The sequence below is a fragment of the Limnohabitans lacus genome (assembly GCF_030053395.1).
Lineage (GTDB): Bacteria > Pseudomonadota > Gammaproteobacteria > Burkholderiales > Burkholderiaceae_C > Limnohabitans_A > Limnohabitans_A lacus.
On record NZ_JASGBH010000007.1, the window covers coordinates 45,169 to 68,584 of the forward strand.

At 61.4% G+C, this 23,416-nt stretch carries 22 protein-coding genes; 6 read left to right on the plus strand and 16 right to left on the minus strand.

Annotation, left to right across the window (positions count from 1 at the left end):
- Positions 1 to 55: 55 nt before the first annotated feature.
- Both QLQ16_RS10275 and QLQ16_RS10280 read left to right on the plus strand, forming a co-directional pair.
- Positions 56 to 1,006, plus strand: coding sequence for a homoserine kinase (locus QLQ16_RS10275; protein ID WP_283224602.1), 951 nt, complete (start codon positions 56 to 58; stop codon positions 1,004 to 1,006).
- A gap of 12 nt (positions 1,007 to 1,018) precedes the next feature.
- Positions 1,019 to 1,816, plus strand: coding sequence for a BPSS1780 family membrane protein (locus tag QLQ16_RS10280; protein ID WP_283224603.1), 798 nt, complete (start codon positions 1,019 to 1,021; stop codon positions 1,814 to 1,816).
- Here the strand turns inward: QLQ16_RS10280 and QLQ16_RS10285 are convergent.
- Positions 1,773 to 2,249, minus strand: coding sequence for an FKBP-type peptidyl-prolyl cis-trans isomerase (locus QLQ16_RS10285; RefSeq protein ID WP_283224604.1), 477 nt, complete (start codon positions 2,247 to 2,249; stop codon positions 1,773 to 1,775). The genes QLQ16_RS10280 and QLQ16_RS10285 overlap by 44 nt on opposite strands.
- A 165-nt stretch (positions 2,250 to 2,414) precedes the next feature.
- Entirely contained in the window at positions 2,415 to 4,820 is a 2,406-nt protein-coding gene (locus QLQ16_RS10290) for a UvrD-helicase domain-containing protein (RefSeq protein WP_283224605.1), read from the minus strand.
- A 213-nt stretch (positions 4,821 to 5,033) separates the two neighbouring features.
- Between QLQ16_RS10290 and QLQ16_RS10295 the strand changes: the two genes are divergently transcribed.
- Both QLQ16_RS10295 and QLQ16_RS10300 read left to right on the plus strand, forming a co-directional pair.
- Positions 5,034 to 5,240, plus strand: coding sequence for a hypothetical protein (locus tag QLQ16_RS10295; protein WP_283224606.1), 207 nt, complete (start codon positions 5,034 to 5,036; stop codon positions 5,238 to 5,240).
- 180 nt (positions 5,241 to 5,420) lie between these two features.
- Positions 5,421 to 6,398: a GMP reductase gene (locus QLQ16_RS10300; RefSeq protein ID WP_283224607.1), complete on the plus strand. Its 978-nt coding sequence runs from the start codon at positions 5,421 to 5,423 to the stop codon at positions 6,396 to 6,398.
- 137 nt (positions 6,399 to 6,535) lie between these two features.
- On the opposite strand, the gene QLQ16_RS10305 is transcribed toward QLQ16_RS10300, so the two are convergent.
- The 11 genes from QLQ16_RS10305 to QLQ16_RS10355 form a co-directional block, all read right to left on the minus strand.
- Entirely contained in the window at positions 6,536 to 7,267 is a 732-nt protein-coding gene (locus QLQ16_RS10305) for a sulfite exporter TauE/SafE family protein (protein ID WP_283224745.1), read from the minus strand.
- A gap of 2 nt (positions 7,268 to 7,269) precedes the next feature.
- A complete protein-coding gene (locus QLQ16_RS10310; protein ID WP_283224608.1) occupies positions 7,270 to 8,142 on the minus strand; it encodes an alpha/beta hydrolase in 873 nt (290 codons plus the stop codon).
- A gap of 95 nt (positions 8,143 to 8,237) precedes the next feature.
- Positions 8,238 to 10,394, minus strand: a complete 2,157-nt coding sequence (locus tag QLQ16_RS10315) for a TonB-dependent receptor plug domain-containing protein (RefSeq protein WP_283224609.1) — start codon at positions 10,392 to 10,394, stop codon at positions 8,238 to 8,240.
- Between the two features lie 68 nt (positions 10,395 to 10,462).
- Entirely contained in the window at positions 10,463 to 11,914 is a 1,452-nt protein-coding gene (locus tag QLQ16_RS10320; RefSeq protein WP_283224610.1) for a DEAD/DEAH box helicase, read from the minus strand.
- A gap of 40 nt (positions 11,915 to 11,954) precedes the next feature.
- Entirely contained in the window at positions 11,955 to 12,524 is a 570-nt protein-coding gene (dcd, locus tag QLQ16_RS10325; protein ID WP_283224611.1) for a dCTP deaminase, read from the minus strand.
- A gap of 70 nt (positions 12,525 to 12,594) precedes the next feature.
- Positions 12,595 to 13,680, minus strand: coding sequence for a BMP family ABC transporter substrate-binding protein (locus tag QLQ16_RS10330; RefSeq protein ID WP_283224612.1), 1,086 nt, complete (start codon positions 13,678 to 13,680; stop codon positions 12,595 to 12,597).
- Between the two features lie 93 nt (positions 13,681 to 13,773).
- A complete protein-coding gene (locus QLQ16_RS10335) occupies positions 13,774 to 14,823 on the minus strand; it encodes an adenosine deaminase (RefSeq protein ID WP_283224613.1) in 1,050 nt (349 codons plus the stop codon).
- A 115-nt stretch (positions 14,824 to 14,938) separates the two neighbouring features.
- A complete protein-coding gene (locus tag QLQ16_RS10340; protein ID WP_283224614.1) occupies positions 14,939 to 16,075 on the minus strand; it encodes a BMP family ABC transporter substrate-binding protein in 1,137 nt (378 codons plus the stop codon).
- A 44-nt stretch (positions 16,076 to 16,119) separates the two neighbouring features.
- Entirely contained in the window at positions 16,120 to 17,040 is a 921-nt protein-coding gene (locus QLQ16_RS10345; RefSeq protein WP_283224615.1) for an ABC transporter permease, read from the minus strand.
- A complete protein-coding gene (locus QLQ16_RS10350; RefSeq protein ID WP_283224616.1) occupies positions 17,040 to 18,116 on the minus strand; it encodes an ABC transporter permease in 1,077 nt (358 codons plus the stop codon). Before QLQ16_RS10350 ends, QLQ16_RS10345 begins: the two co-directional genes overlap by 1 nt.
- Positions 18,103 to 19,632: an ABC transporter ATP-binding protein gene (locus tag QLQ16_RS10355; protein WP_283224617.1), complete on the minus strand. Its 1,530-nt coding sequence runs from the start codon at positions 19,630 to 19,632 to the stop codon at positions 18,103 to 18,105. Before QLQ16_RS10355 ends, QLQ16_RS10350 begins: the two co-directional genes overlap by 14 nt.
- A gap of 144 nt (positions 19,633 to 19,776) precedes the next feature.
- Between QLQ16_RS10355 and guaD the strand changes: the two genes are divergently transcribed.
- Both guaD and QLQ16_RS10365 read left to right on the plus strand, forming a co-directional pair.
- On the plus strand, positions 19,777 to 21,114 hold the full coding sequence (guaD, locus tag QLQ16_RS10360; protein WP_283224618.1) for a guanine deaminase: 1,338 nt from the start codon (positions 19,777 to 19,779) through the stop codon (positions 21,112 to 21,114).
- The gene (locus tag QLQ16_RS10365) at positions 21,111 to 21,347 is read left to right on the plus strand and encodes an oxidoreductase-like domain-containing protein (RefSeq protein ID WP_283224619.1); all 237 of its coding nucleotides are present in this window, start codon (positions 21,111 to 21,113) and stop codon (positions 21,345 to 21,347) included. Before guaD ends, QLQ16_RS10365 begins: the two co-directional genes overlap by 4 nt.
- Before the next feature lie 14 nt (positions 21,348 to 21,361).
- Here QLQ16_RS10365 and QLQ16_RS10370 read toward each other — a convergent pair whose 3' ends face one another.
- The 3 genes from QLQ16_RS10370 to QLQ16_RS10380 are packed head-to-tail and all read right to left on the minus strand — an operon-like array spanning position 21,362 to position 23,346.
- On the minus strand, positions 21,362 to 22,063 hold the full coding sequence (locus QLQ16_RS10370; protein WP_283224620.1) for a DNA alkylation repair protein: 702 nt from the start codon (positions 22,061 to 22,063) through the stop codon (positions 21,362 to 21,364).
- Between the two features lie 3 nt (positions 22,064 to 22,066).
- On the minus strand, positions 22,067 to 22,393 hold the full coding sequence (locus QLQ16_RS10375; protein ID WP_283224621.1) for a thioredoxin family protein: 327 nt from the start codon (positions 22,391 to 22,393) through the stop codon (positions 22,067 to 22,069).
- A complete protein-coding gene (locus QLQ16_RS10380; protein WP_283224622.1) occupies positions 22,390 to 23,346 on the minus strand; it encodes a LysR family transcriptional regulator in 957 nt (318 codons plus the stop codon). Before QLQ16_RS10380 ends, QLQ16_RS10375 begins: the two co-directional genes overlap by 4 nt.
- Between the last annotated feature and the right edge of the window lie 70 nt (positions 23,347 to 23,416).

Sequence of the window (23,416 nt, forward strand, 5' to 3'; positions counted from 1 at the left end):
CTACAATCGACACTTTCCCATCCGGCCAGCCCTCTGGCCCCTCACAAGCTTTCCCATGGCGGTATTCACCGAAGTCTCCGAAGCCCAGGCCGATGACCTGATGCAGTCCCTGAATCTGGGCAAGCTGACCGCTTTGCGCGGCATTGAGGGCGGCATTGAAAACACCAACTACTTCGCCACCACAAGCCAAGGCGAGTACGTTCTCACCCTGTTCGAACGCCTGACGAAAGAACAGCTGCCTTTTTATCTGTTCTTGATGAAGCACCTGGCCGGACGCGGCATTCCGGTGCCCGACCCTGCGGCCAACCGCGATGGCGACATCCTGCACACCGTGAGCGGCAAACCCGCTGCCGTGGTCAACAAATTGGCCGGCAAAAGCCAGCTGCAACCCCAGGCGGTCCACGCCGCCGCCGTGGGCGACATGCTCGCGCGCATGCACCTGGCAGGGGCCGACTTCAACCGCAGCCAGCCCAACTTGCGCGGCCTGCCCTGGTGGAACGAGACGGTGCCGGTGGTGCTGCCCCACCTCGATGAGGCCCAAGCGGCCCTGCTGCGCAGCGAACTGGCCTTTCAAAACCACATCGCCGCCAGCTCCGCCTACAGCGCCCTGCCCCGTGGCCCGGTGCATGCCGACTTGTTCCGCGACAACGTGATGTTCGACGGCGAGCAGCTGACGGGCTTTTTCGATTTCTATTTCGCGGGTGTGGACACCTGGTTGTTTGACCTGGCCGTGTGCCTGAACGACTGGTGCATCGATCTGCCCAGCGGCTTGCACGACAGCGAGCGTGCCCAAGCCATGCTGAAGGGCTATGCCGCTGTGCGCCCCTTGAGTGCGGCGGAGCGCGACTTGCTGCCCGCCATGCTGCGTGCGGGCGCTTTGCGCTTTTGGATTTCACGCCTGTGGGACTACCACCTGCCACGCGAGGCCTCGATGCTCAAACCCCATGACCCCACACACTTTGAACGGGTTTTGCGCGGGCGAATTGCGCAACCCCTGTCGCTTTGATCTACTGAGCCCATGCAACTGAACATCGTTCCGGCTCGCACCGGCTTGACTTGGGCCCGCCAGGGCATCCGCACTTTTTGGCGTCAACCGCTGGCCCTGTCGGGCTTGTTCTTTTTGTTCATGGCGGTGGTCTCGGTGATGTCCATCGTGCCGCTGATTGGCGGCGCCTTGGCGCTGGTGCTGCTGCCCGCCTTGACCTTGGGCATGATGGCCGCCACCGAAGTGGCCGAAGACAAACGTTTTCCCATGCCCGGCCTGTTGTTTGCGGCCCTCAAATCCGGCCCGCAACGCAAAGCCATGCTGCAGCTGGGCGCTTGGTATGCGCTGGCATTTCTGATCATCATGGGCGTTTCGATGGTGGTGGACGGCGGCACCTTTGCCCGCGTGTACCTGACGGGCGCCAACATGACGCCCGAAGTCGTCAACTCAGCATCGTTTCAAGCCGCGATGTGGGTGTCCATGGTGCTCTACGTTCCACTGGCCATGATGTTTTGGCATGCCCCCGCGCTGGTGCATTGGCAAGGCGTGGCCCCGGTCAAAAGCTTGTTTTTCAGCTTTGTGGCCTGCTGGCGCAATCTGCGCGCCTTCATGGTCTACGTGGCGGTCTGGTTTGGCGTGTTCATCGGGGTGGCGCTGGTCTCGATGTTGGTCGCCAGCTTGCTGGGCGATGCCAGCTTGCTGATGGCCATTTTGATGCCCGCCGGGCTGATGGTCGCGGCCATGTTTTTCACCTCGATGGTGTACTCGGTCCGCGACTGTTTTCAGGTCAGTGGTGATGCCCATGCGCACCGTGCGCATGACGGTGTGTGACCTCTTCGGCTGAAGCGGCACGCACTTCCAGCACCTTGAGGCTCAAGCTCAGGTTCTGACCGGCCCAGGGGTGGTTGCCGTCCAGGATGACCTGGTCGCCTTTGATCTTGATGACGGTGAACACCTGCTCTTGGCCTTCGGGCGTGCGGCCACGCAGCTGACCGCCGACCTTAACGCCGGGCGGAAAGTCTTTTTTGGAGATGGTCTGCACCAGCGTCTCGTCGCGTTCGCCAAAGGCATCGGCTGCGGCCAGCTTCAAAGTGGTCTCAAAGCCCACGTCCTGACCTTCCAGCGCTTCCTCGATCTTGGGCAGGGTGTTCTCGTAGCCGCCATGCAGGTACGAGGTCGGCTCTTGCGCCTTGTCCAACAGTTGGCCTTGGGCGTTCACCACTTTGTAGTGCATGGTGACGACGGTATCTTTTCCAATTTTCATGGGCTTCTCAAGTGTTCAAAAGTGATGATTGTCGTTCAGTCTGGCGTCCGCCAAGTCAGAACAAGCGAACCATCGCCAGCAGGGCTGGCTCCTACACATGCAAGCCAGAAGGCATTTTTGTAGGAGCTTGCCTGCAAGCGATGGCCAGCAGAGGTGCACATCCGCTCACACCAGCGTGAGTTTGGCCACGCTCAGCGCCAGCCATTTCACGCCGTGGCGCGGGAAGTTCACCTGAGCACGCGCATCGGCCCCTGTGCCCTCCACCGCCAGCACTTTGCCTTCACCAAACTTGGTGTGAAAAACTTGCTTGCCTGCGGTGATGCCGTGCTCCGGCGCGGCTTTTTGCACCGGCACCGGCGGGCTCTTGTAGGTTTCGGTGCTCAGGCTGCTTTGGCCCCAGGCTGGGCGGGCATGGCGGTTTTGGGCAGGGGTTTGTGGCCAGCCACCACCGCCGCCCAATCCACCGCTATATCCGCCACCGTTGCCGCCCAGATTGGCAAAGCCCGCCTGCTTGGGCGTGATCCACTTGAGACAGTCTTCGGGCAATTCGTCAAAAAAGCGGCTTTTCAGGTTGTAGCGCGTCTGGCCGTGCAGCATGCGGGTTTGCGAATGGCTCAGGTACAGGCGCTTGCGGGCACGGGTGATGGCCACGTACATCAGGCGGCGCTCTTCTTCGAGGCCGTCAAAATCGTTCATCGAGTTCTCGTGCGGGAACAAGCCCTCTTCCAGACCGGTGATGAACACCGCGTCAAACTCCAGGCCCTTGCTGGCGTGCACGGTCATCAGCTGCACTGCGTCTTCACCAGCTTGGGCCTGGTTGTCGCCCGCCTCCAGCGAAGCGTGGGTCAAGAAAGCCGCCAGCGGGCTCATGGTCACGCCGTCTTCGCTGAACTCATCCGTGGCAGGTGCATCGCTGGACAGGCCCTGGCTGGCCGGGCTTTGCGTCAAAACTGAGCCGCCCTGCGTCATGGCCACCGCGCTGCGGCCAAAGCCTTCTTGCGTGACAAAGCTTTCGGCGGCGTTGACCAGTTCTTCCAAGTTCTCCACCCGGTCCGCGCCTTCTTTTTCGGCGCGGTAGTGGTTGACCAAGCCGGTCTTGTCCAGCACCAGGTCAATGATTTCGCGCAGCGTCAGCCCTTCAGTCTGCTCGCGCAACACATCAATCATGGCCACAAACGCGGCCAAATTGGCGCCTGCCTTGCCGGTGGTGGCGCTCACCGCATCGTGCAACGAGCAGCCTGCGGCGCGGGCCGCGTCTTGCAATTGCTCGATGGAACGCGCTCCGATGCCGCGTGGCGGAAAGTTGACCACCCGCAAAAAGCTGGTGTCGTCGTTGGGGTTCTCCATCAGGCGCAAATAAGCCAGCGCGTGCTTGATCTCGGCCCGCTCAAAGAAGCGCAAGCCGCCATACACCCGGTACGGAAACCCGGCATTGAACAGTGCAGTTTCCAGCACCCGACTTTGCGCGTTGCTGCGGTACAGCAGCGCCACTTCCTTGCGCTCAAAACCGTCTTGTTTGACCAGCTGGCGCAATTCATCGACCAGCCACTGCGCTTCGGCAAAGTCGCTGGCCGACTCGACCACACGCACCGGCTCGCCCGCGCCCTGATCGGTGCGCAAGGTTTTGCCCAAGCGGGTCTTGTTGTGGCTGATCAGGTGGTTGGCCGAGTCCAGGATGTTGCTGAAACTGCGGTAGTTCTGTTCCAGCTTGATCTGGTGCTGCACCTGGAACTCGCGCACAAAGTCGGCCATGTTGCCCACGCGGGCCCCACGGAAGGCGTAAATGCTCTGGTCGTCGTCGCCCACAGCTAGGATGGCGCCTTCGCTGCCCTCGCCCGGCAAGCCCACCAACAGCTTGAGCCAAGCGTATTGCAGTTTGTTGGTGTCCTGAAACTCGTCCACCAACACGTGGCGAAAGCGGCGGCGGTAATGCTCGCGCACATGCGCGTTGTCGCGCAGCAGTTCATACGAGCGCAGCATCAGCTCGCCAAAATCCACCACGCCTTCGCGCTGGCATTGTTCTTCGTACAGCTGGTACAGCTCCACCTTGCGGCGGGTCTCGTCGTCGCGCACCGTCACATCACCGGGGCGCTGGCCGTCTTCTTTGCAGCCCGAGATGAAATACTGCAACTGCTTGGGCGGAAAGCGGTCTTCGTCCACATTGAACTGCTTGCACAGCCGCTTGACAGCCGACAACTGGTCTTGCGTGTCCAAAATTTGAAAGGTCTGCGGCAAACCCGCCAACTGGTGATGCGCCCGCAAAAACCGGTTGCACAGGCCGTGGAAAGTACCAATCCACATCGCGTTCACGTTCACCGGCAGCATGGCCTGCAAACGCAGCTTCATCTCCTTGGCGGCCTTGTTGGTGAACGTCACCGCCAAAATGCCACCGGGCGAAACCTGCGAAGTCTGCAGCAGCCAAGCGATGCGCGTGGTCAACACCCGCGTCTTGCCCGACCCCGCCCCCGCCAAAATCAGCGCGTGCTCGGGCGGCAAGGCCACCGCACGGTGTTGCTCTTCGTTGAGCTGGGCGAGCAAGGGGGATGAAGTGTGGGGGATGTCTGACAGCATAGGCAAGGATTGTAGAAGCTGCACCGTTGGCCATCGGCCTGACCTGCGCCTGCACTGCCCACTGGGCAACACAGGGACAGCCCTCGATGGCGAAGCCCGTGGGGGCTCACAACCGTTGACAAACAAGGGTTTTCTCTAGAACCGCCACCCTCTGACAAGGCGCATACTGTATATACCGTTTATGGACAGCATTGACCCCTTCAACAACTTCACATGTTTCGCCTGACTTTCTCGCAGCTCATGAGCCGCCTGGCCTGCTACATGTACAAGCCCAGCGCCACCGGCTCCTACGACTGCGGCTCCACGCAGCTGGGCATGGTGGCTTCATCCACGGTGGCCCACGCGCATTGGCCCGCCGCCCCCCAAAACGATGCGCCGCGCCTGAAAATCAATGTGCGGCCCCAAGTCCCCCAACCCTGATTCCAGGCACTTTCGACCTGTCAGACAATCCGGGTAGAATCAGCCACCGGGCCCAAGATTCTTGCGCCCGGTTTTTTTTGCCCTGAATCTGCAACGGGTTCAACCTGAGGGTCAAGAAAACCGGCCAAGCCAAGCGCTCACTCGTTCTTTCAACGATCCTTTTTGGAGCTTGGTTTTCTCATGGAAATTTTTGATTACGACAACATCCTGTTGCTGCCACGCAAGTGCCGCGTGGAAAGCCGTTCCGAGTGCGACGCAGGCGTCACCTTGGGCAGCCGCACCTTCCGACTGCCGGTGGTGCCCGCCAACATGAAAACGGTGATCGACGAGTCGATCTGCCTGTGGATGGCGCAAAACGATTACTTCTACGTCATGCACCGTTTTGACCTGGACAACGTCCAGTTCGTGCGCGACATGCATGCCAAGGGCGTTTACGCATCGATCTCGCTGGGCGTCAAAGCCCCCGACCGCGCTACCGTGGACGAGCTGGCCGCCGCTGGTTTGGTGCCTGAGTACATCACCATCGACATCGCCCACGGCCATGCCGACAGCGTGCGCGACATGATCGGCTACATCAAGGCCAAACTGCCCACGAGCTTTGTGATCGCGGGCAACGTGGCCACGCCCGAAGCCGTGATCGATCTGGAAAACTGGGGCGCGGACGCGACCAAAGTGGGCGTGGGCCCCGGCAAGGTCTGCATCACCAAGCTCAAGACCGGTTTTGGCACGGGCGGCTGGCAGCTGTCGGCCCTCAAGTGGTGCGCCCGCGTGGCCACCAAGCCGATCATTGCCGACGGAGGCATCCGCAGCCACGGCGACATCGCCAAAAGCATCCGCTTTGGCGCGAGCATGGTCATGATCGGTTCGCTGTTTGCTGGCCACGAAGAGTCGCCCGGCAAGACCGTCGAGGTCAACGGCGAGTTGTTCAAGGAGTACTACGGCTCGGCCTCTGACTTCAACAAGGGCGAGTACAAGCACGTGGAAGGCAAGCGCATTCTGGAGCCTGTCAAGGGCAAGCTGGCCAACACCCTGATCGAGATGGAGCAGGACGTGCAAAGCTCGATCAGCTACGCCGGTGGCACCAAGCTGATGGACATCCGCAAGGTGAACTACGTGATCCTGGGCGGCGACAACGCCGGTGAACACCTGTTGATGTGAACCCACCGCAGCGTTCGTGATCGAGGGGAGCCATGGGCTCCCCTTTTTTGTGTCCTGCGGTTGGTCGGGGCGTGAGCGACGACAAGGTACGTTGTGGGGCGGGCTTTGTCAGAGCTGAAGCTCTGACCTACAGGGCATCATTGCAAAGCGCGCAGCGCCAGCATCAAGCCGCTGGCCACGAGCAAGCCGCAGATGATTTGCCGCAAACGGGCCACGGGCACGCGGTGCGCGATGCGGTGACCCAGCCACACGCCCAGCAAGGCCACGCCCATCAGCACGCCCCATCGCTGCCAGATCACGGCGCGGCTCAAGTGCCCATCCCAAGCCATGCCGAGCAGCACGGTGCTGGCGGCCACGGTGATGATCATGGGAGTGCTGGCGCGCATCTGCTGCACGTCACGCAAACGGCGGCTGAGCCAAGCGACCACCAAGGGGCCTGCGGTGCCAAAAATCAGCTCCACCACGCCAATGGCCGTGCCCACAGGCAGGGCCCAGCCTGTCGCAGGCTGCGGGGCAGGGGCTGCAGCGGGGCGCAAGGCATTCAGGCCCACGGCGGCCACATACAAGCCCAGCAGCATCAAAGGCCAACGGGCCTGCAGGTGCGGCATCAGCCACAAGCCGATCAAGGTCCCAGCCACCAGGCCGGGCAGCAGGCGGCGCAGTTCACGCCACTGCACTTGCCGCCAATTGAGTCCGCTGTGAAACGCTGAAGCGGGCACGTCCATGAGCAAACTCATGGCCACCACTTCGGGCAAGGGCCATTGCCATGCCAAAAGCGGCACGATGACCAGGGCCGAGCCAAAGCCGGTCAGGCCCAGCACGGTGTAGCCCAGCAAGACCACCCCCAGGGGGTAGAGCCACTCTTGCACGCTCAAGCGGGCAAATCGATCAAGGCCTTGGCCAAGGCATGCAGGCGCGAGCCAGATCGGGTCAGGTCGGTCACCACGCTGAAATGGTTCAGGCCCGGCAGGTCTTCACAGACCGGCACCGTCTTAGGCCCCCAGGCTTGGTGGATCAAGCGGTTGTGGCGCAAAAATTCGGGGCTTTCATCGCCCCCCACCAAGGTGTAGAGCACGCCTTTGGATGGGCGCTGCCATTTGGCGGGGCTGGCCATGCGCACATGGGCAGGGGTGATGCGCAGATCGGCCTGCACAAACGGGGTCTTGCGGATCGGCTCGAGGTCATACAGGCCTGAGATGGACATGGTTTTGCGCACCAGGCCAGCGGGCAAATCGCGGCCAACTTTTTTCCAGTCACAGCCCAGCATCATGGCCGCCAAGTGTCCACCTGCCGAATGGCCGATCACGGTGATGTTGCTGCGGTCGCCCCCGTGCTCCCCAATGTGGCGCCAAACCCAGGCCAAAGCCCGGCTCATTTGCACCGCGATGTCAGGGATGGTCACCGGTTGCGCCTCGGTGCCGGGGCACAGGTCGTAGTTGACGACCACCACACAAGCGCCCATGTCGCGCAAGGCCGGGGCCACAAAAGAGTGGTCAGATTTATCCAGGCTGCGCCAGTAACCCCCGTGGATGAAGACCACCACCGGCGCGCCAGCACGGGGCGCGGGAAACACGTCCAGCGTCTCCTTGGGGCCTTCACCAAAGCGCAAGTCCAGCTGCGGCTTGAGGGTTTGACGCGCCTGCTCAGAGGCTTGGCGCCAATGGTCGAAGTGCTCGGCAAAATCCGGCACCAAGGCCCGGTTGTTGTAATTGCGGTCGTGCCAAGCAGCGTCTTTGAGGGCCATGGGGTGTCTCCTGAAAATTCACCACCATCTTGGCACAGGCCTTGCGCCCCAGCTGCCCAATGCGGGACAGCCGCCCCGCGCCTGCACACCCGTGGTCAGATTTTCATTTCCAGGCGCAATTGCACCATGCGCCAATTTGAGGTGTGGGTACGTGCGGTTTCGGAAACGGCGTTGCCGATGTATCGGGTCCCTGTCACATAGTCTCGGGGCGTGAGGTTGCTGACCGTCAGGCGTATGCCCGTGTTGGCCGACAGTTTCCACAAGCCATACACATCGACCACACGCTTGCTGCCTTGGTAGGCCCACTGCTGCTCACTGCGCCGGGTGTCGTAATCGGGGTTCCAGTTGAAGTTGCCCCCCAGGGTCAAGGGCATGCTGCGCACGCGGTAATCGCCACCGAAGTTGGCGGTCATGCTCGGCTGCTGGTCAAGCCGGTTGTCCGGCCCGGGAACCTGCAGAACCTTGGAGTGGAAAAAGCTCATGTTGCTGCGAATGTCGATCGGCAACGCCTCCGGCCAAGCCTGGTCCAAGCGGAACTTGGCATCCAGCTCCAGGCCTTGCGTGACGGCATCGCCCACGTTGATGGGGGTTGACACCCACTTGTTGGTCGAAGCGTTCAAAGCCGTGCTGTAACGAATCAAATCGCTGATGTTGCGTCGGAACACGTTGGCGCTCAGCACACCGCCAGTGGCCAAATAACGCTCAAAAGACACATCGATGCCCGTGGCCAATTCGGGCCGCAAATCCGGATTGCCCACGCGGTCAGGACGGGTCGGACTGTTGGGCTCACGCGAGGGCACATAACGCGCCACCAAGTTATACAGCGTAGGGGTCTTGTAACTGCGCGTCAGGCTCATGCGCACCTGGTCACGCTTGTTGGCATCGGGCTTCCATACGGCATGCAGCAAGGGTGTCCAGACCGAGCTGTGGTTGGATTTGAAACCTTGCTCGTTGGTGCCTTCGGTCACGATCGACTCGTACCGCAGGCCGCTATGGGCCGACCAATTGGCGTTGATCTTGAACTCATCTTGCGTATAAGCGGCCCAGCGAAAGGTGCGGGCTTGCAAATCACCACCATCCTCGCTCACGGCCGCATTGGCCTCCTCCACGCGACGCACACCTTCCAGCTCCAGACCACTGACGACCTGGTGGCCGTTGGCCATGGCATGGGTCCACTTGCCGTTGAGGGTGTAGGAACGGTCCACGAAATTTTGTGTCTCAAACGTGTTCAGCAACAGCGGCGTGCTCGCCCCCGTCTGGTCGAAGCGGTAGTCGTACTGGGATTGACCGACTCCAAAACGCAGCTCCAGCCGGTCATCGGCGGACAAGCGCTGAGCCCACTGCCCATTCAGACGCCCCATCGAATAGGTGCTGCGGTTGCGTGTGTTGGCGGCATCCGTCAGCGCGGGCGTTGCCCCCAACATTTGACTGGACCGGATCGTCCCCAAAGCCTCGTATTCGGAATGGATCAAAAACGGGGTCAGCGTCAGGCTTTTGCCTTGTTCGCCACGCCACTGCAAACGGGCATTGGCATGTATGGCCTGGCGACGCCCCACCGACTCGATGTCGCGGATGCGCACGTCATCGCCTGGATCGGCCTCGCTCACGGTGTGGTTCACTTCAGGACGCTTTTGATCCATGGCCGACAAGGTGAAGGTCCCTGCCAGCGGCTCTGTTTGAATGTTGTGTACCCAATTGACCTGTGTGGAGCCTTCCCCGCGCTCTTGGGTGCGGGTGATTTTCAGATCGTCGGGATTGGCTTTTTGCCCTTCGCGCAAGACGATGTTGATGGTGCCGGCAATGGCCCGCGCACCGGTTTCAGCGGTGGGTGCCCGCAAAATTTCAATCCGCTCCACTTGCTCGGGGGTGAGGGAGTCAATGGAAAAACCGGGGGGCACACGCTCACCGTCCATCAGGATTTGGGTATAGCCGCCGCCCAGGCCTCGCATGCGGATGGCACCACCGCGCCCAGGGGCGCCGCCAATGGTCACGCCTGGCAAACGCTTGAGCACCTCGCCCAGTGTGGCATCGCCTTGTTTTTCGATCTCTTCGCGGCCAATCACGATCTTGGCGGCGGTGGATTCCCGGCGGGTTTCGGTGTCATTGTTGCGGTTGCTGCGGATTTCGATCCGGCCCAGGTCGGTGGCGGGAGCGGTTTGGGCAACCGACAAAGCCGGCAGGGCCACGCAGCCTGCGACCAAGAGATGGCCCAGCAAGGGTGCGACAGCAAAGGATTGAGGGAATTCACGCATGGCGTGATTTTGACAGCGCCAGAGGCCTGGCATTTGAAGCCCGGGTAAAGACCGGGCTCCAGCGGTGATCATTCGCCGGTTTTGAACAGCGCAGCCACTTTGCGCTTGGGTTTGATGTTGGCCGAAATCGATGAACGGGGCGTCTTGGGCGCCGCCGACTCCCAGCTGGGCGCGGCATCGGCTGCAGGCGCTTCGTAGGGCTTTTCAAAGAAAGGATCGCGGTTGACGGGCGCGGGGCGGAAGCCACCACGGCGCTCACGCGGCTCAGCGGCATCGCGCGGATCAAAGTCTTCGCGGCGACGGCCTTCGTAGGCACGACCACGCGGGCGCTCGTCCGAACGTTCGCGGTCTGTGCGCTCGCCACCAATGCGCGAACGGTCGTCAAGCTGCAAGGTTTCGACCTCGAGCTTTTTCTTGATCAGCTTTTCGATGTCACCCACCAAGCGGGTGTCGGACGGGCTGACCAAAGTCACCGCCAAGCCCGACGCACCTGCACGGCCTGTGCGGCCAATGCGGTGCACATAGTCTTCGGCGTTGAAGGGCACATCGAAGTTGAACACCGCAGGCACATCCTTGATGTCCAGACCGCGGGCGGCCACATCGGTACAAACCAACAGATCAACTTCGCCTTGTTTGAAGGCTTCCAAAGCCTTGAGGCGTTCGTCTTGGCTCTTGTCGCCGTGCAAAGCGGCGGTGCGCAAACCTTCGCGCTCCAGCGAACGGGCCAAACGGCCACAACCGAGTTTGCTGTTCACAAAGATGAAGGCTTGTTTGATGCCGCGGTCGGTCAAAACCTTGCGGATCACGCGGCGCTTGTCGTCGTCTTGAGCGGCATAAAAACGCTGCTCCACCGTCGAGGCGGTTTCGTTGGGGCGGGCCACTTCGATGGTGACCGGGTTTTGCAGATAACTGCCGGCCAGGCGCTTGATCTCAGGTGAGAAAGTGGCCGAGAACAGCAAGGTGGTGCGCTGCTTGGGCAAGAAGCTCAAGATGCGCTGCAAATCGGGCAAGAAGCCGATGTCCAGCATGCGATCGGCTTCGTCCAGCACCACGTACTCGACTTGGTTGAGCACCGCGTTTTTGGCTTCGATGTGGTCCAGCAAACGGCCAGGTGTGGCCACCAGCACCTCAACGCCTTTTTTCAGCTCCAGGGTTTGGGGCTTCATGTCCATGCCGCCAAAGACCACTGCGCTGCGCAGCTGGGTGTACTTGGCGTACATCTTAATTTGTTGGGCCACCTGATCGGCCAACTCGCGGGTGGGCAAGAGCACCAAAGCGCGCACAGGGTGGCGGGCTGGCGAGGTGGAGGGGTTTTCGTGTTTGAGCAGGCGTTGCAGCAAAGGCAGCGAGAAAGCCGCTGTTTTGCCCGTGCCCGTTTGGGCAGCGCCCATGACGTCTTGGCCCGTCAACACCACCGGAATGGCTTGAGCCTGAATGGGCGTCATGGATTCGTAGCCCATTTCGGCCACGGCTCGTGCCAGCGTGGGTGCCAGCGATAAATTGGAAAAAGATGCAGTCATTAGCCCTGCATTGTCGCATTTTGGGCTGACACGCCCAAAATCACGTCTTAGGCAGGGTCACACCCACTTGGCCCTGGTACTTGCCACCACGGTCTTTGTAGCTGGTTTCGCAGACTTCATCGCTCTCAAAGAACAAGACCTGGGCGCAACCTTCGCCCGCATAAATCTTGGCGGGCAAGGGGGTGGTGTTGGAAAACTCCAGCGTCACATAGCCTTCCCACTCGGGCTCAAAGGGTGTCACGTTGACGATGATGCCGCATCGGGCGTAGGTGCTTTTGCCCAAGCAAACGGTCAGCACATTGCGCGGAATGCGGAAATATTCCACCGTGCGGGCCAGTGCAAAACTGTTGGGCGGGATGATGCAGACGTCGGACTCGATGTCCACAAAGCTTTTCTCGTCGAAATTCTTCGGGTCCACCACCGTGCTGTAGATGTTGGTGAACACCTTGAACTCGGGCGCGCAGCGGATGTCGTAGCCGTAGCTGCTGGTGCCGTAGCTCACGATTTTCTGGCCGGCGGCGTTTTGGCGGATCTGGCCGGGTTCAAACGGCTCGATCATGCCGTGCTGCTCTGCCATGCGGCGGATCCATTTGTCGCTCTTGATGCTCATGGTGTGCCCTTGTGTCAATGCCGCTATTTTAGGGGGGCTCGCCCTACGCTCGGGGCGTAGGGCTTTGCGTTCATCGGCTGATCTTGCCCTGCACGCCCTGGACCAGGTAGTTCATGCCCAAAATCTGACCGTCGTTCAGGCTTTGGCCTGCGGAGATCACTTCGCGGCCCTCGTTGTCGGTGATGGGGCCAGCAAAGGGCAGCAATTTGCCCGCGCCCACCTGCTTTTGTTTGGCCAAGATTTCGTCTTGCACCTTCTTGGGCACCTTGGGGCCAAAGTCGCCCACGCGGATCATGCCGTCCTTCACACCGCCCCACACGCTGCCCGAAGTCCAGCTGCCGTTGATGGCGGCCTTGACTCGGGCGGTGTAGTAGTCACCCCACTGGTGGGTCACGGCAATGATCTGTGCATCGGGGCCGGCTTTGCGCATGTCCGAGTGGTAGGCCACCGCCATCTTGCCGCGCTCTTGGGCTGCGGCCATCACGGCTGTGGAGCCGGTGTGGAAGGCGATCACATCCACGTCTTGGTTGAACAAGGCCATGGCCGCTTCGCGCTCTTTGGGTGGATCGAACCAGGCGTTGAGCCAGACCACTTTGACGATGGCTTTGGGGTTGACCGAGCGCATGCCCAAAGTGAAGGCGTTGATGCCTTGCAGCACTTCAGGAATGGGAAAACCCGCCACATAACCGGCCACATTCGATTTGGTCATGCGCCCAGCGGCGATGCCGGCCAAATAGCGGCCTTCGTAATAGCGGGCATTCGAAGCCGCCACGTTGGCCGCGGTCTTGAAGCCGGTGACCGACTCGAACTTCACATTCGGAAAGTCCTTGGCCACCTTGAGCGTGGGCTCCATGTAGCCAAAGCTGGGCGTGAAGATGATCTGGTGGCCTTGGCTGGCCAGGTCGCGGATCACGCGCTCGGCATCGGCGCCTTCGGGCACATCGGCCACAAAGGTGGTCTTGACCTGATCACCCAAAGCCTTCTCGACGGCCTTGCGGCCCTCGTCGTGCTGACGCGTCCAGCCCGCCTCGGTGATAGGCGAGACATAGACGAAGCCGGCCTTGATCGGCTCGGCAGATTTGGTGGGTGTTTGTGCCTGAACGGCAATCGGAAAAAAGCAAGCGGCCACGAGCGTGGCAGCGAGGTTTTTGTACATGGTAGTCCTCTACATGGCCCCGAAATTGAACAAAACAAAGCCCGCCGGGGCAGCGGGCTTTGGCATTATTTTAGCGGCGCACGACCTGCGCCCTCAGTCTTGTTCCGCAAAGCCCAAGAAACAGGCTTTGAGTTCATGCATCCAGTGGTGTTTGTCTGATTCGGTCGCGAAGCTCGCTTCGATGCTGTTGGCGGCCAATTTGTAGGCTTGCTGGGCATTCAGGTGCAGGGCTGCAAAGGTCTGCAGGTAGTTGTCGTTCAGGTAGCCACCAAAGTAGGCGGGGTCGTCTGAATTGAGGGTCACGCACAAACCTGCGTCTAGCATCTGGCCCAGGTTGTGATCGGCCAAGGTTTTGAACACGCACAGCTTGAGGTTGGACAGTGGGCACACCGTCAGCGGCATGCGGCTGTCGGCCAGGCGTTTCATCAGCGCCGCATCGTGGATTGCCTGCACACCGTGGTCGATGCGTTGAACTTGCAAGATATCCAGGGCGCTCCAGATGTAGGCGGGCGGCCCCTCCTCGCCCGCATGGGCCACCACATGCAGGCCCAATTCGCGGGCACGCGCAAAAACACGGGCAAACTTTTCAGGCGGGTGGCCCACTTCGCTCGAATCAAGCCCCACGCCGATGAACTGGTCACGCCAAGGCATGGCTTCTTCCAGCGTGGCCAATGCATCGTCTTCCGACAGGTGGCGCAAAAAACACAGGATCAAATCGGCGCTGATGCCCCACTTCGCCTGTGCATCGCGGCAGGCGCGGTGCAAGCCCTCGATGACCGCGCCCATGGCCACGCCACGGGCGGTGTGGGTTTGCGGGTCAAAGAACAACTCGGCCCGCACCACATGGTCAGCAGCAGCCTTCTCAAAGTAAGCCCAGGCCATGTCGTAGAAGTCTTGCTCGTGCAGCAACACGCTGGCCCCGGCGTAGTACAGGTCCAGAAAACTTTGCAAGTTGGTGAAGGCATAAGCCCTGCGCAAGGCGGCCACATCGGCATAGGGCAGCTGCACACCGTTGCGCTGGGCCAGTGCAAAAATCAATTCAGGCTCCAGCGAGCCTTCGATGTGGATGTGCAGCTCAGCCTTGGGCATGGCCTTGAGCAAGGCGGGCAAGCGATTGGACGGGATGGCGTGGACTTTGAACATGCGGATTCCCCAAAACAACAGGTGTCTCCATGTTACGCCCGCACCCAGAAAAAAGGCTGCCCGAAGGCAGCCTTTTTGGGGAATTCAACAACCCAAAGGTTGTCAGATCGCCGGCTTACTTGCCGCCAGGGATCTTGCCTTCCACGCCCTTGACGTAGAAGTTGATGCCACCCAAGAACTTGTCGTCAGCGACGGCGTCCTTGGCCAGCACTTCTTTGCCGTCTTGACCCATGATCGGGCCCTTCCAGATTTCGAAGGTACCGGCTTTCAGGCCGGCTTTGATCTCTTCCACTTTCTTCTTGGTGTCTTCGGGCACGTCAGCGGCCACCGACACGAAGTCAATGGCGCCTTCTTTCACGCCCCACCAGCTTTGACCGGTGGCCCACTTGCCTTCGAGCGCGTCACGTGTGGCCTTGATGTAGTAAGGACCCCAGTTGATCACGGCCGAACCCAGGTGGGCTTTGGGGCCGTAGGCGGTCATGTCGGAGTCCCAACCAAAGGCGCGCTTGCCCATCTTCTCGGCGGTCTGCAGCACAGCAGGCGAGTCGGTGTTTTGCATCAGCACGTCAGCGCCGCCATTGATCAGGGCTGTGGCGGCTTCGGTTTCTTTCGGTGGGTTGAACCAGTCGTTGACCCAAACCACTTTGGTCTTGATCTTGGGGTTCACGGATTGCGCACCCATGGTGAAGCTGTTGATGTTGCGGATCACTTCAGGAATTGGGATGGAGCCGACCACACCAATGGTGTTGGACTTGGTCATCTTGCCTGCCACGACGCCAGCCATGTAAGCGCCTTGGTAGGTGCGGCTGTCGTAGGTGCGCATGTTCTCGGCGGTTTTGTAGCCGGTGGCGTGCTCGAACTTGACGTCCTTCAAATCGGCAGCGGCTTTGAGCATGGGCTCCATGTAGCCGAAGGTGGTGCCGAAAATCAGCTTGTTGCCTTGACCGGCCATGTCGCGGATCACGCGCTCGGCGTCAGCGCTTTCCGGCACTTTTTCGACGAAGCTGGTGACGATCTTGTCACCGAATTCTTTTTCCAGGGCTTTGCGGCCGTTGTCGTGCGCAAAAGTCCAGCCACCGTCACCCACAGGGCCCACATAGGCAAACGCGATCTTCAGGGGTTCGGCTTTGGCAGCTGCTGGCGCTTCGGCCTTGGGGGCCTCTTCTTTTTTACCGCAGCCGACCAGTGCAGCGGCAGCCACAGCGGTCAAGGCGACCATCTTGACGACGGTGCGTTTGGAGATGTCTGTCATGTCAGTTCCTTTTGTTGGACAAGGTTACAGGGAGCGAAAGAATATTATGAACCGGGATGGAAGGGTTTTCCCAGCGATGCCGGCATGTTGATGCGAATCCAGGTCGGGTTGCGCGAAATCAGGGCCAACACCACGATGGTCGCCACATACGGCAGCGCCGTGAGCAATTGGCTGGGCACATCTACCCCCATGCCTTGCAAATGGAATTGCAGCATGGTCACGCCGCCAAACAGGTATGCGCCCAGCAAGACCCGTATCGGACGCCAGGTGGCAAAAGTCGTCAGCGCCAGAGCGATCCAGCCCTTGCCCGCCACCATGCCCTCGACCCACAAGGGGGTGTAAACCACCGAGATGTAGGCGCCCGACAAGCCGCACAGAGCGCCCCCGGCGACCACCGCCACCAAGCGGATGCGTCGCACCGGGTAACCCAACGCATGGGCGGAATCGGGCGACTCGCCCACCGAGCGCAGCACCAAACCGGGGCGGCTTTTGTACAAAAACCAAATGAGGCCCAGAACCAGTGCCATGGTCACGTACACCAGCGGGTGTTGACGGAACAAAGCGGGGCCGACCAAGGGGATGTCTGCGAGGTAAGGCACAGCGTACGAAGCACGCTCGGGCACCTTCTCTTGCACATACGCAATGCCCGCAAAGGCCGAGAAACCGGCGCCAAACAAACTCAACGCCAAGCCGGTGGCATATTGGTTGGTGCCCAGCCAGATGACCAGCACGCCAAAAATGGCGGCCAGCACAGCCCCCGCGCCCATGCCTGCGGCAAAACCGATCCAGTCGTTGCCGGTGTGGACCACAGCGGCAAAACCGGCGATGGCCGCGCACAGCATCATGCCCTCGGCCCCAAGATTGAGCACACCGGCTTTTTCATTGATCAGCAAACCCAAAGCGGCCAAGGCCAACACGGTGCCCGCGTTCAGCGTGGCGGCCACCAACAGTGCGTACGATTCCATCAGGCTTTCCCTCCCTGGGCCGACGCGACCCAGCGCAAGCGGTAGGCCACCAAGGTGTCACACGCCAGCAAACAAAACAAAAGCAAGCCCTGGAAGACGCCGGTGATTGACTTGGGCAGGCCCAGACGCGATTGCGCCAGCTCCCCACCGATGTAGAACATGCTCATCAGCACCGCCGACAGCACCATGCCTGCTGGGTGCAAACGCCCCACAAAGGCCACGATGATGGCGGCAAAACCGTAGCCCGCAGGCACATAAGGCGTGAGCTGGCCAATCGGCCCAGCCACCTCCAAAGCACCGGCCAATCCGGCTGCACCGCCTGAAGTGAGCAAAGCCACCCACAAAGCCTTGCGCGAAGAAAAACCCGCATAACGTGCGGCATCAGGCGCCAGGCCGCCCACCTGCTGGGCAAAGCCCGCCCGGGTGCGGAACAAAAACACCCACAACGCGCCCGCACAGGCCAACGCGATCAACAGGCCGACGCTCACGCGCGATCCGGTCATCAGGCGAGGGATTTGCGTGACCGCTTCAAAGGTCTTGGTCTGCGGGAAGTTGTAACCGGCCGGGTCTTTCCAAGGGCCATAAACCAAATAGCTCAGCACCATGTCGGCCACATAGACCAGCATCAGGCTGACCAGAATTTCGCTGGCGTTGAAGCGGTCGCGCAGCAAGGCCGTCAGACCCGCCCACAGCATGCCGCCCAGCACCCCCGCCAAGATCACGGCCAACACGATCCAGCGGCCCGTCTCCTTGCCCGCCAGCAGCGCCATGCCACTGGCGCACACCGCCCCAATCACGAACTGGCCCTCGGCCCCGATGTTCCACACATTGGAGCGAAAGCACACGGCCAAGCCCAGTGCAATCAACAAGAGCGGCGTGGCCTTGACCATCAACTCGCCCAAGGCATAACCCGATTTGAGGGGCTCCCAGAAAAACATCTGCAAGCCGCGCACCGGGTCTTTGCCCAGCGCGATGAACAAGATCACCCCCAGCACCACGGTGAGCACCAGCGCCAGCACCGGCGAGGCATAGGTCCACAGGCGCGAAGCCTGAGGACGCGCTTCAAGCTTGAGCATGCTGCACCTCCTGCGCGGGGCTGGGCCACAGGCCGCTCATCCATTCGCCAATCCGCTCCACCGTGGCTTCGGCCCGGGGCAACGAGGGCGACAAACGGCCCTTGGCGATCACATGCAATCGATCCGAAATTTCAAACAACTCTTCCAGCTCCTCACTCACCACCAGCACCGCGCAACCCGCGTCGCGCAGCGCCAAAATCTCAGCGCGGATCTGCGCCGCTGCGCCCACATCCACACCCCAAGTCGGTTGCGAGACGATCAAGAGCTTGGGGGCAGCACTGATCTCACGCCCCACGATGAACTTTTGCAAATTGCCGCCCGAGAGCGACCTTGCTGCCGCATCCGGCCCCGAGGCCTTGACCTTGAAGCGCGCGATGATGCTGCGCGCCTGATCGGCCAGCGTGCCCATGCGGATCCAGCCGCCAGAGCCCAGCGCCTCGCTGCGCGTGAGCAGCAGGTTGTGCGCCAGACTCATGGACGGCACCGCACCCCGGCCCAGACGCTCTTCGGGCACACAGTGCAAACCCAAACTGCGCCGGGCACGCGGGGCCCAATGGCCCACGCCCTGCCCTGCCAAGGTGATCGACGAGGCTGGCGAACGGGTGTCTTCCCCCGACAAGGCCCACATCAGTTCGCGCTGACCGTTGCCCGAGACCCCGGCCAAGCCCACCACTTCGCCGCTGCGCACTTGCAGGTCAATCCCCTGCAAATCCACACCAAACGGGTCTTGCTTGTTCAACTGAAGGCCATTGACCGAGAGCACCACCTCGCCCGGCGAGCGGGGCTTGGGGGCCAGGGCTGGCGGCTCGGCGCCGATCATCAGGCGGCTCAGGCTGGCGTTGGTCTCCTGGCTGGGATCGCACACACCGGTCACTTGGCCGCCGCGCAGCACGGTGCAAGCGCTGCACAGCGCCCGGATCTCGTGCAGCTTGTGCGAGATGTACAAAATGCTCACGCCCTGGCTGACCAGCTTGTGCAGCACGACAAACAACTTCTCGACCGCCTGAGGTGTCAGCACCGAAGTCGGCTCGTCCAAGATCAACAACTTGGGCTCGGTCAGCAAAGCGCGGATGATCTCAACCCTTTGCATCTCGCCCACGCTCAAGGTGTGCACCGGCCGCTCGGGCTCCAAGTCCAGGCCGTATTCGCTGGCCTTGACCACGATGCGCTCGGTCACCTCGGCCAAGCTCATTGACTTGTCCAGGCCCAGCCACACGTTTTCGGCCACGGTGAGCGTGTCAAACAGGCTGAAGTGCTGAAACACCATGCTGATGCCCAGCTTGCGGGCTTCTTGAGGGTTGCGAATCTGCACCGGCTGGCCGTTGAACACCACCTGGCCCTCGTCGGGTTTGACCGAGCCGTAGATGATTTTCATCAAGGTGGACTTGCCCGCGCCGTTTTCGCCCAGCACGGCGTGGGCCTGCCCGGGCATCACGGTGAGGGACACGTCCTGGTTGGCCACCACGCCCGGGTAGCGCTTGGTGATGCCTTGCAAAGACAAAAGGGGAGTGGTCATGTCTGCGCGAAATGGGAATCTGAATAAGTCACCAGCAAAGTCCGTGCCTAAAGCGTTGGCGCAAGCCTTGCGAGCGAAGAGATTGACGCACAATGTAACACCGTCGTACGCCTTGATGACCCCGTATTTGCCCCTGAATTGCGCATGAGCACAAGCACCCCACCCACCGAGACCCAAGGCTGGCGCGCCAGCCTCTTGTGGTTTCCTGATTCTCAAATCCCCCAGGCCCGCCACGAAAGCGACGGTTTGCTCGTCACCGCCCGCGAGGCCGACGGCATCGTGCGCATTCAGGCCATTGGGCCCTACCGCGACTTGGCTGCGCAACACCCCGATCTGCCCACCACCCACTGGCCTGGCCTGTGCATCGCGCCGGGCTTTGTCGATCTGCACATCCACTACCCACAAACCGATGTGATCGGCTCGCCCGCCGACGGCCTCTTGCCTTGGCTGGAGCACTACACCTTTCCGCATGAAAAACAGTTTTCGGACCCCGCCTACGCCCACGAAGTGAGCGCGTTTTTTCTGGACGAGCTGATGCGCCACGGCGTGACCACCGCGCTGTGCTTTGCCACAGCGCACTCGGAGTCGGTCGATGCCTTCATGGCCGAGGCGCAAAAGCGGCGTCTGCGCATGGTCACCGGCAAGGTGCTGCAAGACCGCCACAGCCCCGACGGCCTGCGCGACACCGACACGGCTCTGAGCCTGCACCAGACCGAAGAACTGATCCGCCGCTGGCACGGCGTGGACCGCTTGGGTTACGCCATCACACCGCGCTTTGCGCCCACCAGCAGCGATGCGCAATTGCACGGTGCGGGCGAGATCGCCCAGCAGTTTCCCGATGTGTGGATCCAATCACACGTGGCCGAGAACGTGGACGAGATCCGATGGGTGCAAGAACTCTTTCCCCAGGCCCGCAGTTATCTGGACGTGTACGACCGTGCAGGCCTTTTGCGCCAAAGATCGGTGTACGCGCATTGCATTTACCTGGACGAAGCCGACCGACATCGCATGGCCGAAGTGGGTGCCACAGCCGCCGTCAGCCCCACCAGCAACCTGTTTTTAGGCAGCGGTTTTTTTGACTACCTGGCATCCGACGCAGCCGGTTTGCGCTACGGCCTGGCCAGCGATGTGGGCGGCGGCACCAGCTTCAGCCCCTTTCAAACCATGCATGCGGCCTACACCGTGGCCCGTCAAAATGTCGGCCGCCCCGGCATCAGCCTCGCGCCCGAACACCTGTGGTGGCAACACACCGCAGGCGCTGCGGCCGCGCTGGACTTGGATGGCCAAGTGGGCAACCTGCTGCCGGGCTGCGAAGCCGACTTCGTGGTGCTCAACCCAAACGCCACAGCCCTTTTGGCGAGGCGCACCGCACAAACCGAAACCCTGGCCGAATGGCTGTTCGCCATGATCGTGCTGGGCGATGAGCGGCTGATTGCGCACACGGTGGTGCAAGGGCAGTCCGTGTCGGACAATAAGCCATGAGCTGCGACAACGAACACCCCATCATCGACCCCCACCAAACCCAGCGCGAGTCCGTGCGCCGTGGCATTGCGCAGTTTCAGCAACGCCTGCATGCAGCGGGGCACGATTTCAGAGAGCCACCACCCGAGCCCACCTCATGTTGTGGGCGGGGCTGCAACGGCTGCGTGTGGGAAAGCTATGACGATGCGCTGATGTATTGGTACGAGGATGCGGGCGCATTGCTGGCTGGTTAAAGCTGTGTACAAGTTCAACTCAAATGCTTGCCCGCCTCACGGCGCGTCAGACCAGACAACTGGGCAGTGTGCTCAATTAAAAAAGTTTTAACAGCCTGGGGCTGCGTGCGGGCATGGTCGCGCAGGGCCCAGCCGATGGCTTTGCGGATGAAAAAGTCTGTTTCGGGGGCCAGCGTCAGCGCGTAGCGAAAAAGCCGTGCCTGATCGGTCTGATCGCGCCAACCCAGTTGGTGCAGCATGGCCACCCGGCGCACCCACAGGTGGGGGTGTACCAAGCAAGCGTCCATGTGGCGCTGCACATCGGGCTGGCTGGCTTTGGTGCGCAGCAGCACGTCGCCCACCACCCCGGCCAGACCGTCCACCGTGTCCCACCACGGGTCGGCCTGGACCAACGCCAAGATGCGCGGCAAGTCATCCACCGCCAGTCGCTTGTGGTGCTTGGCCAGTAGGTCGATGGCGGTGTACCGGAACTCGCGCTCGGGCAACTGCCAAAGGGCGTGGGCCAACGCCAGCAGTTCATCGGCCACTCCGGTGAACTTGGGCAAGCCCTGGAGTGCCTCCTTCAACGCCTCTCGCCGTGGGCCTGCGCGGATGCCCAGAAACTCAAATTGACCGAGCATGTAGGCCTTCATGGGCACGGCCTGCTGCGCATCAGCCTGGGCACGCAGGGCCGCTTCGATCGCCGGCAAGCACATGGCAACAAAACGCTGGGTCATGGCTCAGGCCTTGGACATCGCGATTTCAATGGCCTGTGCGCTTGCAGGCCGCACCAGCCGCGCCACTTCTTGCCCATCGCGCAAGAACACCAGCGTGGGCCAAAGCTTGATGCGGTAGCTGCGGCCCAGCGCACGGCCCGGGCCATCTTCGATTTTGAGGTGTTGCCACTGCGGCTGCTCTGCCAGCGCCTGCGCTACCAAGGCTTGTGCAGCACGGCAATGTCCGCACCATTCGGTGCCAAATTCCAGCAGGATCAAGCCGGGCAGCGCCTGCACCTCGGTCAGGCTGGGCGATTCGATGGCGCTCAAGTAGGGTTTGAAGGTGCTCATGACTCGACCTCGGTGGAACTGGATGTGTGGGTGGTGCTGAACAAACGGGACACATGGGCCCGCAGCCACTGCAGGCAGGGGTCTTTGTCAAAGCGGGCGCTCCAGTGCATGGACACGGTGAAGTCGCGCAGGGGCAAATCGGGCTCGAGGATGGCCAAGGCGCCTGCATCGGCAAAGCCTTTCGCAAAGTTGTGGGGCATCAAGACGGCCAGATCACTGCTGCGCACAATGCCGGGCAGCGACAGGAAATGGCTCACCGTCAAGCGCAAGCGGTGCTGCCAGTGCATCAACTCCAGAATGCGCAAGGTGTCCGCATGGGTGCGCACGGCAGCAAACTCCAGTTCGGCCAAGAGCGCATGCACCTCGTCTGGATTCGGGCTCCCCGCGTTCTTGAGTTGGGCCCAGCGCTTGGCCACCGGGTGGCCTTGGCGCAGCAGCAACACATAACGGTCACTCAGCAAAGGCTGCTGCAAGGTCTCGCCCACCTCGGGCAAAAAACCAATCGCCAGATCCAGCTGGCCGTTGTCCAGGGCCGGGCCGATTTTGTCGTGCGCCAGCGGCATGGCTTCGAGCCGCATGCCCGGCGCCAGCCGCTGCAAGGCCAGCACCAAATCGGGCAAAAACCGGGCTTCGCCAATGTCGCTCAAATGCACACGCATGACGCGTTCCGAGCGCATGGGGTCAAACACCTGAGACACATTGAGCGCCTCTTCGATGGTGCCCAAAGCCAGCTGCACCGCTTGTGCCAGCCGGTCGGCACGCGGCGTGGGCCGCACGCCCGCGCCGCTGCGCTCGAACAGGGCATCGCCCAGCACACTGCGCAAGCGCGCCAGGCCTTGGCTGGCCGCCGGCTGCGACATGCCCAGTTGCTGCGCAGCCAGGCTCACGCTGCGGGTGCGCCAGACCGCGTCAAACAGGCGGAGCAGGTTCAGGTCCAGGTCTTTGATATTCATTCAGCGCATACCATTTATTCCGAATATTTTATGCACTTATACGTAAGATGGTCTTGGACTCGCTGATTGC